The sequence below is a fragment of the Brevibacillus sp. IT-7CA2 genome, from assembly GCF_949767855.1.
Classification (GTDB): Bacteria; Bacillota; Bacilli; order Brevibacillales; family Brevibacillaceae; genus Brevibacillus.
Map to the genome: position 1 here is coordinate 421,820 of NZ_CATKQT010000011.1, position 16,055 is coordinate 437,874.

Genomic DNA, 16,055 nt, shown 5'->3' on the forward strand with positions numbered 1-16,055 from the left:
GATCGAATGCGAGTCTTTTCTCATGCTGTGTTGTTTCTTCTTGAGCAAATCGAGCTACTTCTGATAGACGGTGATGTATTCTTTTTGCACGTGATCTGCTAACCAAACGAGCTCATTTCCATGGTAAAACCTCACACCATCTTGCCAAGCTTGCCTCGCATCGATTCGCAAAAGTACGGGATGATCGTCTCGCCTTTTCCCAACCTGCTGTGCTGTTTGGACGTCTTCAGACAGATGCACATACTGCCTTCCTTTTGGAACAAGCCCGCTAGCCAAAATAGAATCGAGGAATTTTTGCGGCGTGCCATGAAAAAGATACGCAGGCGGTTCTTTTTCTTCCTTTTGAATCTTTTGCGGCACTGAATGTCCATAGAGGGCGCGAATTTTGCCTTGATTGATCTCATGACGCTTTTTTTCTGATAACGCAATCATCGTATGTAAATCTTCTTCGGTAACCGCTCGCCACTTGGGCTGTTCATGAAGTGACAAAAGCAATTGCTTGATAGGTACCCATCCTAGTTCGTCTAACTCAAGCTCATATTCATGGGGGGCATGACGAAGCGCATAGGACAGTTCTTTACTCAATTTTTGATAATCCATACACTCATCTCCCATTTACAGGTCATAGCCACTTCTTTACGCAAAAAAGTAACCGAGACTCACTATTGCAGCAATAAATAGGTGAACGATGAAATTTCCTGTTAGTCGAACCCAGAGCTGTTGGCTTTTCATCGTCCAAAATCCATAAAGGAGAGCAACGATCAGGTAAGCCAGTACATAAACGAAAAACACAGGACTGCTCTCCTCTTTAGGACATTTCTTTTTTTATGTTAGCAATTAGCTTGTCAGCATTGTTTTCATCGTTATCAAACATAACCAGGTCTTGCAAAGCAATTCCTTCCACGGATTGAATTGCTGTGGACATAGAATCGGCCAGTTGCTGCATATCAGCTTTGTCTGCTACTTCAACATCTAGAACCAGTACAAGTTTTTTCTTCATGGTGAAAATCCTCGCTTTACGATAAGTATGGATAGTGCGATCGAGCCATATCATCCCCATTATACATAATAATCCGGTATACATCGACAACGGGTAATAACAGCTTAATCCGGAATCTCTATATATGCGCAAACACTCGATTTTAATATCTCGATCAGTTCCTCATCCATGTATATGTATTCATCAGGGATGCCCAAGCAAATGATCCTTTTATCCATCAGTTCCGAGCCAAACTTTTCTTGTAACCGCCTTACATGTTTTTTCTCCATACAAAAAATGAGATCAGCCCAGCCGATAAGACCACTTGTTACTTTGATACGCGCCCCAGTTTCAGTACCTGCTGATCTTACTTCATAGTCATTGATCCCATGAAAAATCTTTTCTGCCGTTAAGCTCCTCCATTTATTTCTGCTGCAAATGAACAGTAGCTTCATTCTTCCTCCTCATCCAAATCTTCAAACTGCCATTCCTCTGGTACCGGAAAATAAGCGTCATACTCTTTCTTGGCATCCTCGCTCATTTCCTCTAGCCATGGCCAATAATGCATGACATAGTCCTCACCAAAACCCATCCGCCAAAACAAACTATAAGGATGCTCTTCTGGAAACACAATCCACGGCGGCAAATAGAAATGCGGTTGATATCCATCTAAGCTTACACGTACTTCCATCCACAATCTTCCTAGTATATTTGAATCGTTACTCGTACGATCGATTAAGGCTGCATCCCCAGTAGAGAGCAGAATTTCACGAATGACAGGGTACTGTTCTACTTTTGCTTGTAATGCCTTGCGCATGATCTCTTTTTCAAGAATAATCCCTGAGACTTTCTTGGCTTGCAGATAGTGTTCCGAGGTTGTCCATAGTTCTCCTTCCAACTCTATTGGATGACCGGAGAAATTGGAGAAGCAGCCGTAAGGTTTGTCTGGTTGATCGAAGTGAATTTCGAGAGGTTGCTGCATATGTTTTCGAATATGATCCTGCATGAATATTTGTACCTCCCTATCTATCGTAACGTTTCCATCATGACTAACTGACGTTCCACGCCCTCTGTAAATACTTCCGAAATATCTCATCCAGCTTGTCTGTTGGGTCCTCCAGATCCCTTGTATATTGACTAGTGAGTGCAGTCAGACGCTCAATTTGTTCCTCAATAAAATGGTGAAGCTCTTCGATCCTTGGCTCCAAGTTCAACTCATCCCCAGCTATTTTTCTTTGGAGCAGCTCAGAAATTTTACCTTTTAACGTAGAATCGGTTATCAGCTCTGCAACTAACCGATCAAATCCAATGGGGGGATTCGTATGATACGTTTCGATCCATATGCATGCGAGAATCGGGCGTAACACATAAAAGTATTTTTTGATTTTGACTTGCTCCCCTTGCAGATAGTCCCGAAAATTCCCTTTTGCCATACTGAGGTAATGATGCATGGAAGCCTTTGGCGAAAATACTTCCCCTTGCAACCTTTCCAGCTCATCTCGAAAGCCAAGTGTATCGAGATAAACAATATCTGACACAAGCCATTCTTGTAGGGGCGGATTCGATTTTCGAAATAGCTTAAGCGCTTTTCGAATATCCCAGCCGTTAATATCTAAGAGATCATTGATCGGTACTTCTACAACATCCCGTTTGTCGTCAATGGACAAATACCATTCGGGTTTCTTCACATAAACAAAACGTACATCGTAATCGCTATCTTTTGACGGAAATCCCCATGCTCGGCTTCCTGATTCAACAGCGAGCAATATTTTCAAGTCATGCTCTTGCTCGATTTCTTTTAACTTTTCCAAGATGGTCTCTCTCAAGGTTCATTCCTCCTCCACAACAAATATCAGGCTTCCCTTTCTTTTTGAAAAAAACTCGCTGAACCAATTAAGATTCAGCGAGTTTTCTGTACTATCCTATTTTACAGTAACTTCAATTTCCACTGTATAGCCTTTGTATTTTGCTGTAATAGTGGCCTTACCTTTCTTTTTCCCTTTTACAGTTCCATTGTCTGATACGGTGGCTACAGAAGACTTGGAGGACTTCCATGTAGCTTTGGAACCACTGATATCATCGCCATCATATGTGAGCTTGATCTTTTCGGAGTCACCTTTTTTGAGCGAAATAGTGTCGTCATCTGCCTCCAACTTACCTGAGCTTGAGCCGTCAACTTTTACCTCAATCTCCACTTTTTCGCCTTTATACGTAGCTGTAATCGTTGCCGTTCCTTTTCCTTTTGCAGTAATCGTACCACTGCTGCTGACAGTCGCTACAGAAGTTTTAGAGGATTTCCATGATGCTTTAGAACCACTGATGATGTCGCCATCATACTTCAATACAACGATTTCTCTGTCACCTTTATCCATGGTGAGGCTGGTATCATCCGCTTCCAGTGATGAGGATGAACCATCAACAGTTACATCAATATCAACTGTTTCGCCTCTGTAACTAGCTGTAATCGTTGCCTTACCCTTACCTGTCGCTGTAATAGTACCGCTGCTGCTGACAGTTGCTACGGAAGATCTAGAAGTTTTCCAGGTTGCTTGGGAATTACTGATCACTGCACCATCGTAAGTCAGAATAATGATTTCACGATTTCCTCTCTTCATGGAGAGTTTGGTGTCGTCCGCTACCAGCTTACCTGAGGTATTTGCATCAACTTTTACTTGGATCTCTACCTTGTTACCTTTGTATTCAGCTGTAATGTAAGCAGTTCCTTTACCTCTAGCTGTTACAACCCCGTCACTTACAGTTGCGATAGACGAATTGGATGTTTTCCAAGTTGCTTTGGAACCAGACAATTTTTCATCGTCATATCTTAACTGAATAGTCTCTCTTTGTCCATCTTTCAAGGAAATACTAGTATAATCCGCTTCCAGTCTACCTGAGGCATCTGTATCGACATAGATGTCAATTTCTACCTCGTCGCCCTTGTATTTGGCAGTAATCGTAGCTGTACCCTTGGCTCTAGCAGTAACGACCCCATCATCACTGACTCTTGCTACGGAAGTATCCGACGATTTCCAAGTTGCTTTGGAACCAGACAGTTTATCATCGTCATAAGTCAATTTGATTGTTTCTTTATCGCCTTTCTCCATCTTGAGTTTTGAGACGTCTGCTTCCAGTTTCCCATCTGAGTTGCTTTGACCAACATTTACTTGAATTTCTACTGTTTGGCCTTTATATTCCGCGGTAATGATTGTGCTTCCAGAAGATACACCCTTTATTTCACCATCATCCACAGTAGCAATGGATTTATCCTCAGTACTCCAATCTGCCTTTGATCCAGCTAGAGTCTTATCAGCATATTTCAAACTAATTGTCGATTTCTTACCTTTTTTAATGTTGATTTCAGAACGATTTGCTTCCAAAATCTCAGCTTTTGAAACGGTGACTCTGATTGTTACTTTATCTCCATTATATTTTGCTGTAACAAAAGTCGATCCTGCCTTTTTACCTGTCACGACTCCATTGTAAACAGTAGCGATACTAGAAGTGCCTACTTCCCAGTTAACCAGTCCATTATCGATGGTGCTGCCATTATAAGTAAGGCGAACCGTTTGTGTTGAACCTACGGAGATATTCATTGAACTCGAGTTGGCTTTCAGGCCTGAAGTACTTGCTACCACGCTATAAGCTTGTAAAGGTTGTGGTGTCGTGACTTGTGCAGAAGCAATACCTGTAACTGAAAATTGAACAGTACAAATTGTTGCAACCGCTAAGGAGACGTTTTTCATTAAGTTGCTTTTGATCTTTTTCATGTTTTTACCTCCAAATTATTTCCTATACTTGTATTGACGTATGAGATGGAAAAATGTCACACCAAATATGCTCTTTTTTTGAAAAATATTTGTTTTTATTTCAAACAATTGTTGGTAACCCAAATACAAAAGCAAAAGTGACACTAGTTATGGGCTTGTCTGTACGAATCGAATCGATCCGTTTCATCAAAAAAAATGCTTTCCAGCTTTGAGCCGGAAAGCGGATATTGATGCTTGGAGGAGTTTCATCGCGTCGAGTACAGTACATAGTACGCTGGCTCTGCGACTGATGCTGTAGACGTATCCCCAATATATCCGTAGTCGAGAGCCCGTTTTTCCTAGAAAGCACTCTCATAATGCTCAATGACTGGCTTCATGATGTCTCCACCTTGCGTTGATGTACCCGTGTAAATCGCGATGACATCAAAACGAAAAGCAGGGATTGGCTGTGAGGTTTTTTGCAAGTATTCGATGGCAAGCTCACGCAGCTTCTGTTTCTTCTTCCAAGTAATGGACTCGCCTGCTGTTCCAAAAAATTGGCTGCTCCTCGTTCGAACCTCAATGAAAACCAAGCAATTTCCGTCTAGAGCAATCAAATCCATTTCCCCTCGTTTTGTTCGAACATTTCGATCGACAATACGGAAACCCTTGTTCACTAAAAAGCTTTCAGCAAGCTGTTCTCCTCTTTGACCAAGAAGACGGCGGCGATCGCTCATTATTTGGTTCCTCCGCCTTTATCGATGCGATAGACAAAAGCAAGGATTTCTGCCACAACTTGATACAGCTCCGGAGGAATTTGTTGATCCAAATCCAGCTTGCCCAAAACCTCTACGAGTGATGGGTCCTCTTGTACCGGTATATCATGCTCCTTAGCTGTCTTCAGTATATTGTCAGCCACGTATCCCTTGCCTTTTGCCACAATTTTTGGCGCTTCCATGGTACCCGCCTGGTATTTTAGCGCAACTGCCTGTTTGCGTTTTTGCTCTGAAGAGGATGGCGGCTTCATATGCGAAGGTCAACCCCTTTATAGTCAGCCAGGATGGGGCCTTTGGTTTGAATCGGACTTATTGACTTGCCGCGCTCGGCCGGGACTGGCTGGACACGCATAGCCGATAGATGGTAACCAACGTCCTGTAATTGGTCAGCAAAACGATCCTTGGACCCTTGAATGAGTGCTTCCACCCATGGCGTATCGTTAAAAATTTGCAGGTTCACGATTCGATTCACGATACTTACATCAATCATGGTTGTCCCCATACTTTGGAGCTCCAAATGAAAGAACAGACGGCAGTTCTCCGGATCAAGCTGTCCAGAGCCTTTCTTTTTCGACTCAATTTGGACAAAAGCCGTCTCATCCCCTTCTGCTTGGCGAATCGGAATTTGCATAACGATTTGAGACAAAGCTTGGTTAGAGGGCTGTACCATCATCAACTGTTGTCCGGTCACTTGTTGCAGCAGTTGATCTGCAGCTTCACGCAAGGCGGTTGGAAGTGCCTGAGCTGGCGCTTGACTGATTTGCAGCAAGAGGGATTTGACTGTATCCATCTGCTTTAACGAATGGGAATCGCTTGCCCCCTGTGAAAGTGCCTGTCCCATCAATTCTCTCTCGTGGGTTACGCCTAAATGACGAAACAATTCAGCAATCGGGTTAGCAGCTGTGGCTCCATTCGCTGCACTAGATGCTTGAGACATCATTTGTGGAATGACTTTTTGCCCAGCATCTGTCACTACGGCCCTTTGCTCTGCCATCTGCTTGTTTTGGATCGTGTCCTGATTCATCTGTAATGACTGAGGAGTAGGCAATGGCTCGTTTCGAGCAATTTTTGACTCGATACTTGGACCACTGGTCTGGTTAGGCAGCAACTGATAACTCTTTCCGGTCATGGTGTTTTGCTGCGATTCCACCTGCTTACCGGCGGTGTTTGGTGCAGGTACTGTCTCAGTGGAAACAGTTGACAAAACAGCTTGTGATGGCGATGGTATGTTACTGAAAGCCTGCGTTGATGGTTGGGGCGATGTCTGCACTTGCGATGAAGGCTGACCGCTCTGTCCAGGCAGCGGCTGAGTCTGGCTTCCTCCAGTCGCGTTCTGCGAAGCAGCTTGATTGGGCTGATTCCCTTGTGGCATTTGTTTGACTGCCAGTCCCTCGTCTGTACCATCGTTCCCCGCGATAAGGAAAGAGAGTCCCGTCAACTTTTCTTTTAACTGACTAACAAGCTGTTTGACATCTCCCGTTGCTACATTAGCTTGTCCGGGGACTTGCTGTGATTGGCTTTGAGGCACCTGCCCTGTCGGCTGTGAAGGCTGGCCCTCTCCCTCTAAAAAGAGCGAGGCTTGCTGCAGCAGGTTTTGCATGAGCTGCCCCATTGGTTTGTCCGATAAAAAAGCTTTGAGCCCTGCGATTGTATCGGGAGACAGTGGCAAATTTCGTTTCATGGCAGTCATGAATGCCTCAATAGTGGCATTGTCTACTCCTAATCGCCCAGCCACGGCTGAAAAAGCTTGTATCGTTTCCTTATTCACAGGAAGATTGGCACCAAGCAGGGCTTGCACGATCGCTTTGTTCTCTTTTGTATCGGCAATCCCTAGTGACCGCATTAGCCCTTCTAGAGATGCGTCTTTGCCAGCTCCTTCACCGACGCTTTCCAAAACCTTCAACGTGACGACACCTGTTGATGGTTGGACTTGTAGCCAAGCTTTCTGGCCCGGTTCCAGACTTGCTTCCATTTTCGCCTGAACCTGCATTCCCCCGACTTGTACGAGCGCCATATTGTCCGGGTAATGCTTGATTACCGTGCCTTTAAACACTTGTCCGGGAGTAAGCTCAACCGGCTTCGGAGCGGATATGGGTGCTTTTTGCACGAATGATTGAATAAGTTGCGACGGGGAAAACATGCAGATCCTCCTCCTGTAGGCAATATGTTACTAGCACTTTTTAGGCGTGTTCTTTTACGCCAGTGAATGTCTTGCGATGAATCGGTGTAGGTCCAAATCGAGCGATTGCTGCCAGATGCTCAGGGGTGCCGTAGCCTGCATGTTTGTCAAAGCCATAGGCTGGATATTGTTCGGCATACTGGGCCATCAATCGATCGCGGGTGACTTTGGCTACGATCGATGCGGCTGCAATCGAGACACTCTTGGCATCTCCCCCGATAATCGGAACCTGCTCGCAATCCATTCCGGTTAGCTGCACAGCGTCAATCAGTAAAGCATCTGGAGATTTACCTGCCTGTTGGATCGCCAGCTTCATCGCCTCTTTTGTAGCAGCCAATATATTGATCGCATCGATTCTTGCTGCATCGACAATTCCGATTCCCACAGCAAGTGCATCTCTTTGAATGATTTCGCAAAAAGCTTCCCTAGTGGATACAGGTAGCTTCTTCGAGTCATTCAGGCCTGGCAAGTAAAAATCCTTGGGCAGGCACACGGCACACGCGACAACTGGACCAGCCAATGGTCCTCTTCCGACCTCATCAACTCCGAATATGTACTGATGCCCCTTCTCAAACATGGCTTTCTCATATACGGTCATGTCAGCCCACATCTGTGCGAGCTTTTCTTGACGCACAATCGCTGCTTCCACCTGCTTCGCTAGAGCCTGCACACCCGCTCTTTTATCTTCTTTCAGCAATTGTAAAAAATCTTTGGGTACCTCGTCCAACTTTTCCATCGTCACTCGTATTTCTTTTATCGACATATCCGCTAGATTCATTGACTCATTTCTCCTTACCGATCCTCATAGTAAAAAACCTGCCTACCGTATATATCGATAGACAGGTTTTTGATGGCTGGAAAGCTTATTCTGGAAAAGATACTGGCTTACCAATCGGTTCGTCCATTTCCCAGTCAATCGGGCGCTCGACAGAGATCGTTCCCAGCTTGCCGGAACGCAGCTCACGCAGGAAAATTTCCGCTGCCTTGTCGTAGTCGATATTTCCACCAGAAACGAGGCATCCACGCTTCTTCCCGATTTCTTCAAGCATTTCTACTCGATCCTCAGGCAATTCTTTTAGCTTGAAGCGTTCGATCAGGCGTTCCGGATAGTAGTGCATCATGTAGCTGATAACAAATAATGCTACCTCCGTAAAATCGATGAGCTCGTCTTTAATTGCCCCACTTGCCGCCAATCGCAGACCTACCATCTGATCTTCGAATTTCGGCCAAAGAATACCAGGCGTATCGAGAAGCTCTAGTGTATCGCCCATTTTTACCCATTGTTGCGCCTTGGTTACCGCTGGTCGATCACCTGTTGCCGCTACCGAGCGCTTGGACAAGCGGTTAATAAGGGAAGACTTGCCGACATTGGGGATTCCCAAGATCATAATGCGGATGGCACGACCTTGCATCCCCCGCTCACTGCGCTTTGCCAGCATGTCAGCAGCTAGCTCCTTACACATTTCTGGCAGCTTGCTGACACCTTTTCCACTCAGGGCATCAATCGGCAATGTGCGAATGCCTTGTTTGCGAAAATAAGCAATCCACTCATCTGTTGCCCGTTCATCCGCCAAATCTGCTTTGTTAAGTAATATCAAACGTGGTTTATCACTGACAATCTCGTCAATCATCGGATTACGGCTGGAAAGCGGCAGACGTGCATCGAGAAGCTCAATGACTACATCGATTAACTTCAGCTTTTCCGTTACTTGACGACGTGCTTTAGCCATATGGCCAGGAAACCATTGGATCGTCATGATGTCTCACCTACCTTGAAGCTTTGCGTTATCTAGTCAAGCGAATTCCCGCAACCGGCCAAAAAGTAAATTCAGCTCTACCAACAACCGTACTGACGGCAACAGGACCAATGGCTCTGCTGTCATGACTGTTCAACCTGTTGTCGCCCATCACAAAGATATGGTCTGCTGGTATTTGGACCGGGGGAAAATCGTGGGTAAAGAACGGCTCTCCCTGCTGCTTCGCTTGTTCTTTGAATTGTGCAAGATACGGTTCCTCTACCACTTTGCCATTGACCAGCAGCTGATCGCTTTTGACCTCTACTGTATCACCCTCAACAGCAATGACTCTCTTGATGTAATCTCGTTCCTTTTCAGCATGGAACACGATGATTTCACTAGGCTTCGGATCTTGCAAAAAGTAAATCGCCTTGTTCACAACTAATTTTTCGCTGTTATGTAATGTAATTTCCATGGATTCGCCTTCTACAATAAACGGGGCGAACAAAAAGGTACGAATGAGAAACGCCAAGACTAACGCGATCCCAAGTGCCTTTATCCATTCCCATAGTTCATTTTTCTTCTTATGACTGGAGGTAATTTCTTCGCTCATGACTTACGATCCTCCCATGAAAGCTCGTCCAACCTTAGCTGTAACATATGTCAAGATGAACTATTTTATTTCAAGATCGTTAAATGGAAAAAAGAGGCCTGGCAAGCAGGCCAGTCCTCTTTCTAAGCGTTACGCTTATCGACGAATTTCTTTAATACGAGCTGCTTTACCTACGCGATCGCGCAGATAGTACAGTTTCGCACGACGTACTTTACCATGACGCACGATTTCGATCTTGTCGATCTTAGGCGTGTGTACTGGGAATGTACGCTCAACACCTACGCCGTAAGAAATCTTACGAGCTGTAAATGTTTCGCTGACACCTGTACCGCGACGGCGAATACATACGCCTTCGAACAGCTGGATACGCTCACGCTGACCCTCGATAACCTTAACGTGTACACGAACAGTGTCACCAGGTCGGAACGCAGGAATGTCCTGTTTCAATTGCGCTTTTTCCAGTTCACGGATAATTTGGTTCATTTGAATTTCCTCCTTCCGATAGACGTTCTTACTCGTCTAACCCATTTAGTAGGGTCAACCACAAGTAGTTGAGATACGAGTAGCGGACCGCCTTAGTCAGCGGGCAAAATTGCCACAAGAAATATATTAACACAGTAGGTAGTAAACCACAAGGACGTTCTATCAATTGTCCCCTACTTTTTTTCCTGTTCCAATTCAGCTAAAAGCTTTTTCATTTCCTTCGTCAGCTCTACTTTATCCAATAAATCTGGACGTCGTGCTTTGGTTCTCCGCAGCGATTCCTTTAACCGCCAACTGATGATATTCGCATGGTGTCCAGACAGTAAAACATCTGGAACCTTCCAGCCACGAAACTCAGCCGGTCTCGTGTAATGAGGGTATTCAAGCAACCCCGTTGAAAAGGAATCCTCCACGGCTGACGTCTGGTTTCCTAATGCCCCTGGTTGCAAGCGGACAACACTGTCGATTACGACCATCGCTGCAAGCTCCCCGCCGGTCAGTACATAGTCCCCAATCGATATCTCATCCGTGACGAGATGCTCCCGAATTCGCTCGTCGTACCCTTCATAATGACCGCAAATGAAGACAAGGTGCTCTTCTTGCGCTAACTCTTCTGCAAGCTTTTGATGATAAGGTACACCCTGTGGACACAGCAGAATCACTCGAGGTTTTTTCTCTCCTGACAAGGCTTCTACTGCCCGGAACAACGGCTCTGGCTTCAAAACCATTCCACCGCCACCACCATAAGGGGTGTCGTCTACTGTACCATGCTTGCTCTCAGAGAAATCGCGAAAATTGGTGACGTGAAAATCAACCAGTTCTTTTTCGCTTGCCTTTCCCAAAATACTGCTGGACAAAACACCTGTAAACATTTCGGGAAAGAGCGTGAAAATATCGATCCGCATCTGAAGTTCCTCCTACAGCAAGCCTTCCATCAGATGGCAGACCACACGTTTGTTCGCGATGTCCACTTCCTTGATGCATTCATCGATATACGGCAGCAAGATTTCTCCGCGGTTTCCCTTCACTACCCACACATCGTTTGCTCCTGGCTGCATGACATCCACGATTTTCCCCAGTTCTTCGCCCTCGTCAGTTACTACGACGCAACCGACGAGCTGATGAATGTAGAACTCGTCCTCTTCTAATTCCATCAGCGCTTCCGCTGGAATCTTCAACTCTCCGCCCTTGTACTTTTCGATATCGTTAATATGCTCGAAGCCATGAAAGCTCACAATCTCAAAATTTTTATGCGAGCGACGGGAAGCGATTTTCAATTTTAGCGGCTCACTGAGTGTCGGATGGAACAAGTACAGTTCATTTCCTTTGTGAAAACGCTGATCTGGAAAGTCAGTCGTCGGTGTTACACGTACTTCACCACGCAGGCCATGCGTATTAACCAGTTTGCCTACTCCGTAAAAACTATTTTGGCTCAACGTGTTCATTCCTCCTTTTCTTTGTTCCCATTTTTCGTTTGTAACCGAATCTCATGTACCAGGCCATCTTTTATCATGATTTCCGTTCCGGACATAATTTCATCCCATACATCGCCCTCTTGAATCGTGACAGGGCTTTGAACAGTCTGGTAATCGATCTCGCTTCCCTCTGGGAGATTTTCTACCTGCTGGAGGGTATATGTCAGATGATCTATCTTTTCCTTGCGTCGACGCTCTTCTTGCGCGATTTTTTCCTGCGCCAACGCATATGTATCCGCAGACTTTTTCTTCGCCTCGGTTAATAGCTTTTTCGATTGAAACTGCCACTGCTCCCACTCTTTACGCTGCAAACGAAGTCGTTGGCTATACTGATCAATGAGAGCAGCCCGTGATGCTTCCGTAATGATCAGTTTAACCTGTACCGTCCGAAATATAGTAAGCACCTTTCGCCACTCCTTTCGGAAAAACCATCATGGTTTATGAGCATCTTGGATACTAGAAAAAAGACTGGGAAAGCTCCCAGCCTTTTCTCATACAATTTCAACCGTGACACGCTTGTCCGTTTCCACGGATGCGGCGATCACGACCGTGCGCAGGGCTTTCGCGATTCGACCTTGCTTGCCAATAATCTTCCCCATATCATCAGGGTGCACAGACAATTCAAAGACGAGAGTTCGCTCTTTGTCCACTGCGTTAACACGAACCTCATTCGGATGATCGACGAGAGCTTTAGCGATCGTTTCGACCAGCGCTTTCATCATCAAACCTCCAGATGACCGACTTACTTGCCGTATTTGGTTTCGTGCACTTTAGCCATAACGCCTTCTTTGGAGAGAAGGTTACGAACGGTATCAGTTGGAGCTGCACCATTCAGGATCCATTGTACCGCTTTGTCGGTATCAATTTTCACCACTGCCGGTTGTGCAACCGGATTGTAGTAACCGATTTCTTCAATGAAACGGCCATCGCGTGGGGAACGGGAGTCAGCTACTACTACACGGTAGAAAGGAGCTTTCTTGGAACCCATACGCTTCAGACGGATTTTTACTGCCATGTTGTGTCACCTCCTGTATTAATCAACGCTAGAAGAACATCTGCGTTGGTGCTACTATATCTGAACCATCGCGTCCATCTGATAAGTCAGTGTCGCGAGAGATCATGCCTACTTACTTGAACGGTGGCTTGAAATTAAAAGGGAAGTTCATGCCGCCTTGGTTGTTACCTCCGCCTTTGCCCATGAAAGGTAATCCGAAGCCTTTTTTCTTCGACTTCTTGACCATCTTGTCAGCAGCGCCTGAGAATTGCTTCATCATCTTTTTCATTTCCTCGAACTGCTTGAGGAAGCGATTGACTTCTTGAATACTCGTTCCGCTTCCGCTTGCGATGCGCTTGCGACGGTTGGCATTCAATAAATCAGGATTAGCGCGCTCTTGTTTGGTCATGGATTTGGCGATCGCTTCAACGCGGGCAATCTGCTTCTCATCCACGTTCATTTTGCCCTTCATCTTGTTCATTCCTGGCAGCATGCCGAGAATGTCTTCAAAAGGACCCAGGTTGCGAAGCTGCTGCATGGAGTCCAAGAACATGTCGAAGGTAAACTCACCTTGACGCATTTGGCGTTCCATATCGCGTGCTTTGTCTTCATCCACGGATGCCTGTGCTTTTTCAATCAGGCTGAGTACGTCCCCCATACCCAAAATACGGGAAGCCATACGATCCGGATGGAACGGTTCGAGCGCATCCAGCTTTTCACCCATCGCCGCGAATTTGATCGGCTTGCCAGTGACAGCTTTGACGGACAGTGCCGCACCGCCTCGGGTATCACCGTCGAGCTTCGTGAGAACCACACCAGTCAGTTCGAGCTGGCTATTAAAGCTCTCTGCTACATTGACGGCATCTTGACCTGTCATCGAGTCCACGACGAGCAAAATCTCATCGGGCTTGGTTACCTCGCGAATCTGCTTCAACTCGTCCATTAGCGCTTCGTCAATATGCAGGCGACCTGCGGTATCGATGAGGACTACGTCGAGATGATTCGTCTTCGCGTGTTCAATCGCTTGGCGAGCGATATCGACAGGACTGACTTGATCACCGAGAGTGAAGACTGGAACATTGAGTTGGTCCCCTAAAACCTGAAGCTGCTTGATCGCAGCAGGACGGTAAATGTCTCCTGCTACCAGAAGCGGCTTGCGGTTTTGCTTTTGCAAATACTTGGCCAGCTTACCTGTTGTGGTCGTTTTACCTGCCCCTTGCAAACCTGCCATCATGATGACGGTCGGCGGGCGGTGCGCCATCGTGAGCTGAGCGACGTTACCACCCATCAGAGCGACCAGCTCTTCGTTCACGATCTTGATCACCATTTGACCAGGCGTCAGGCTTTTCATGACTTCCTGACCGACTGCGCGCTCCTTGACACGAGCAACGAAGTCTTTTACTACTTTAAAGTTAACGTCTGCTTCCAGCAGGGCCAGACGAACTTCACGCATCGCTTCATTCACGATGGTCTCGTCTATTTTCCCTCTGCCGCGCAGTTTGTCAAATGCGTTTTGCAGCCGATTGGCTAAGCTCTCAAACGCCATGCGAGCCCTCCTAATCCATCTCTGACAGTTGGTGGAGCAAAGTGTTCAGCTCGTCTCTTGTCTCGCTCTCCGAAAGCTCACTTACAAGTTCGTTCATGCGATTCAACACGTCCATGCGCTTTTCATGACGCTCAGCGAGGCAAAGCTTCTGATCGTATTCAAACAGTTGCTTCTCTGCCCGCTTGATATGATCATAAACAGCTTGGCGGCTGACCTCATGCATCTCGGCAATTTCTCCGAGCGATAAATCGTCCAGATAATACAGCTCAAGATATTCTCGCTGCTTGCCCTTGAGTAGCGGCGCGTAAAAGTCAAACAAGAGATTGACTTGATTGGTCTTTTCTAACATGAAACCAATCCTTTGCTATGAGGTACTCGTTTCAAACTGTAAAGGCTTTTTCTTTACAGCACGTAGATTATAGTACCTAATTCCACACCTAGTGTCAAGGTTTTTTATTGACATCATTTTTTTATCTTCGAAACACTATGTTTTACGCATTTTCCTGCTCTTCTGTTTCATCTTTTTGGATCAATCCAGCAAACAGCGCATGAACAAATTGCTCGGGATCAAACTGCTGCAAGTCATCCATTCTTTCCCCCAACCCGACGTATTTCACTGGAATGTTCAGCTCGTTGCGAATCGCAATGACGATACCGCCCTTTGCTGTACCATCCAGCTTGGTCAGGACTAAACCTGTTACACCAGCAGACTGACCAAACGTTTTCGCCTGCGAAAGCGCATTTTGTCCAGTCGTAGCGTCCAAAACTAGCAAGACCTCATGCGGAGCTCCTGGCAATTCACGCTGCAATACGCGGTGTACCTTCGCCAGCTCTTCCATCAGATTGACTTTATTTTGCAAGCGGCCTGCGGTATCGCACAACAGCACATCAACCTGTCGGGATTTCGCTGCCTGAATCGCATCGTAGATCACAGCAGCTGGATCAGAGCCTTGCTGTTGCTTGATTACGTCAACTCCTACACGCTCTCCCCAAACCTCTAGCTGTTCAATCGCTGCTGCACGGAACGTGTCACCTGCTGCCAACAGCACTTTTTTATTTTGCTGCTTGAACATATGTGCCATTTTACCGATTGTGGTCGTTTTCCCTACTCCGTTTACCCCTACGAACAAAATGACGTTCAGACGACCGTCCTCTACGTTCAGAGTCGTATCCGCCGCATCATCATTTTTCAAAAGGGCAACCAGTTTTTCTGAGAGAATCGGCTGCAGGTCGATCGCATTCTCAATTTTTTGCTTGCGTACTTCTGTCCGCAGGTCGTCAATGAGCTCCATCACGGTATTGACGCCCACATCGGACGTAATCAAAATTTCCTCTAATTCATCGAAAAAGTCATCGTCGATCTTTTTGTAGCGACGTACCAAATCCTCTACTTTTTCTACTAACAGGTCTCTCGTTTTAGCCAGACCATCCGTAAACTTCTGGGTGACCTCTTCGGACTTTTGGACAATAGCATCACGAAGGCGCTTGAAAAAACTCATGTTCATCTTCCTTTGCGGGTAGTATCAAT

Annotated in this window: 22 protein-coding genes; all 22 read right to left on the reverse strand. The window is 46.0% G+C overall.

The window, feature by feature from the left end; genetic code table 11:
• Window positions 1-54: 54 nt before the first annotated feature.
• Window positions 55-600: an RNA 2'-phosphotransferase gene (locus ACM6JA_RS08470; protein WP_414851943.1), complete on the reverse strand. Its 546-nt coding sequence runs from the start codon at window positions 598-600 to the stop codon at window positions 55-57.
• Window positions 601-636: 36 nt separating this feature from the next.
• Entirely contained in the window at window positions 637-792 is a 156-nt protein-coding gene (locus tag ACM6JA_RS08475) for a hypothetical protein (RefSeq protein ID WP_007719676.1), read from the reverse strand.
• Window positions 793-808: 16 nt separating this feature from the next.
• A complete protein-coding gene (locus ACM6JA_RS08480; RefSeq protein WP_007719678.1) occupies window positions 809-1,000 on the reverse strand; it encodes a hypothetical protein in 192 nt (63 codons plus the stop codon).
• A 104-nt stretch (window positions 1,001-1,104) separates the two neighbouring features.
• Window positions 1,105-1,434, reverse strand: coding sequence for a low molecular weight protein tyrosine phosphatase family protein (locus tag ACM6JA_RS08485; protein WP_414851944.1), 330 nt, complete (start codon window positions 1,432-1,434; stop codon window positions 1,105-1,107).
• Window positions 1,431-1,985 carry an NADAR family protein gene (locus ACM6JA_RS08490; protein WP_414851945.1) on the reverse strand — a complete coding sequence of 185 codons (555 nt, stop codon included), beginning with the start codon at window positions 1,983-1,985 and terminating at the stop codon, window positions 1,431-1,433. The genes ACM6JA_RS08485 and ACM6JA_RS08490 overlap by 4 nt, the downstream gene beginning before the upstream one ends.
• Before the next feature lie 43 nt (window positions 1,986-2,028).
• Window positions 2,029-2,805 (reverse strand): nucleotidyltransferase domain-containing protein, encoded by a 777-nt coding sequence (locus ACM6JA_RS08495; protein WP_414851946.1) that lies wholly within the window; start codon window positions 2,803-2,805, stop codon window positions 2,029-2,031.
• Window positions 2,806-2,901: 96 nt separating this feature from the next.
• The gene (locus ACM6JA_RS08500; protein ID WP_414851947.1) at window positions 2,902-4,746 is read right to left on the reverse strand and encodes an Ig-like domain-containing protein; all 1,845 of its coding nucleotides are present in this window, start codon (window positions 4,744-4,746) and stop codon (window positions 2,902-2,904) included.
• Between the two features lie 338 nt (window positions 4,747-5,084).
• Window positions 5,085-5,462 (reverse strand): YraN family protein, encoded by a 378-nt coding sequence (locus ACM6JA_RS08505; RefSeq protein WP_414851948.1) that lies wholly within the window; start codon window positions 5,460-5,462, stop codon window positions 5,085-5,087.
• Entirely contained in the window at window positions 5,462-5,752 is a 291-nt protein-coding gene (locus tag ACM6JA_RS08510) for an EscU/YscU/HrcU family type III secretion system export apparatus switch protein (RefSeq protein WP_392429775.1), read from the reverse strand. Before ACM6JA_RS08510 ends, ACM6JA_RS08505 begins: the two co-directional genes overlap by 1 nt.
• Window positions 5,749-7,641, reverse strand: coding sequence for a hypothetical protein (locus ACM6JA_RS08515; RefSeq protein ID WP_414851949.1), 1,893 nt, complete (start codon window positions 7,639-7,641; stop codon window positions 5,749-5,751). The genes ACM6JA_RS08510 and ACM6JA_RS08515 overlap by 4 nt, the downstream gene beginning before the upstream one ends.
• Before the next feature lie 40 nt (window positions 7,642-7,681).
• The gene (locus ACM6JA_RS08520; RefSeq protein ID WP_414851950.1) at window positions 7,682-8,458 is read right to left on the reverse strand and encodes a ribonuclease HII; all 777 of its coding nucleotides are present in this window, start codon (window positions 8,456-8,458) and stop codon (window positions 7,682-7,684) included.
• Between the two features lie 85 nt (window positions 8,459-8,543).
• On the reverse strand, window positions 8,544-9,437 hold the full coding sequence (gene ylqF / locus ACM6JA_RS08525; RefSeq protein ID WP_007719698.1) for a ribosome biogenesis GTPase YlqF: 894 nt from the start codon (window positions 9,435-9,437) through the stop codon (window positions 8,544-8,546).
• A 28-nt stretch (window positions 9,438-9,465) separates the two neighbouring features.
• On the reverse strand, window positions 9,466-10,029 hold the full coding sequence (gene lepB / locus ACM6JA_RS08530; protein ID WP_414851951.1) for a signal peptidase I: 564 nt from the start codon (window positions 10,027-10,029) through the stop codon (window positions 9,466-9,468).
• A gap of 135 nt (window positions 10,030-10,164) precedes the next feature.
• On the reverse strand, window positions 10,165-10,512 hold the full coding sequence (gene rplS / locus ACM6JA_RS08535; protein WP_007719703.1) for a 50S ribosomal protein L19: 348 nt from the start codon (window positions 10,510-10,512) through the stop codon (window positions 10,165-10,167).
• Between the two features lie 173 nt (window positions 10,513-10,685).
• Entirely contained in the window at window positions 10,686-11,417 is a 732-nt protein-coding gene (trmD, locus tag ACM6JA_RS08540) for a tRNA (guanosine(37)-N1)-methyltransferase TrmD (RefSeq protein WP_414851952.1), read from the reverse strand.
• Between the two features lie 12 nt (window positions 11,418-11,429).
• On the reverse strand, window positions 11,430-11,957 hold the full coding sequence (gene rimM / locus ACM6JA_RS08545; RefSeq protein ID WP_414851953.1) for a ribosome maturation factor RimM: 528 nt from the start codon (window positions 11,955-11,957) through the stop codon (window positions 11,430-11,432).
• Window positions 11,954-12,391 carry a YlqD family protein gene (locus tag ACM6JA_RS08550; RefSeq protein ID WP_007719709.1) on the reverse strand — a complete coding sequence of 146 codons (438 nt, stop codon included), beginning with the start codon at window positions 12,389-12,391 and terminating at the stop codon, window positions 11,954-11,956. Before ACM6JA_RS08550 ends, rimM begins: the two co-directional genes overlap by 4 nt.
• An 87-nt stretch (window positions 12,392-12,478) precedes the next feature.
• The gene (locus ACM6JA_RS08555) at window positions 12,479-12,706 is read right to left on the reverse strand and encodes a KH domain-containing protein (protein ID WP_007719711.1); all 228 of its coding nucleotides are present in this window, start codon (window positions 12,704-12,706) and stop codon (window positions 12,479-12,481) included.
• 23 nt (window positions 12,707-12,729) lie between these two features.
• The gene (rpsP, locus tag ACM6JA_RS08560; protein ID WP_007719713.1) at window positions 12,730-13,002 is read right to left on the reverse strand and encodes a 30S ribosomal protein S16; all 273 of its coding nucleotides are present in this window, start codon (window positions 13,000-13,002) and stop codon (window positions 12,730-12,732) included.
• Window positions 13,003-13,114: 112 nt separating this feature from the next.
• The gene (ffh, locus tag ACM6JA_RS08565; protein ID WP_414851954.1) at window positions 13,115-14,527 is read right to left on the reverse strand and encodes a signal recognition particle protein; all 1,413 of its coding nucleotides are present in this window, start codon (window positions 14,525-14,527) and stop codon (window positions 13,115-13,117) included.
• A gap of 10 nt (window positions 14,528-14,537) precedes the next feature.
• A complete protein-coding gene (locus ACM6JA_RS08570) occupies window positions 14,538-14,876 on the reverse strand; it encodes a putative DNA-binding protein (RefSeq protein WP_064200682.1) in 339 nt (112 codons plus the stop codon).
• Window positions 14,877-15,018: 142 nt separating this feature from the next.
• Window positions 15,019-16,026 carry a signal recognition particle-docking protein FtsY gene (gene ftsY, locus ACM6JA_RS08575; protein WP_016743282.1) on the reverse strand — a complete coding sequence of 336 codons (1,008 nt, stop codon included), beginning with the start codon at window positions 16,024-16,026 and terminating at the stop codon, window positions 15,019-15,021.
• Window positions 16,027-16,055: the final 29 nt, after the last annotated feature.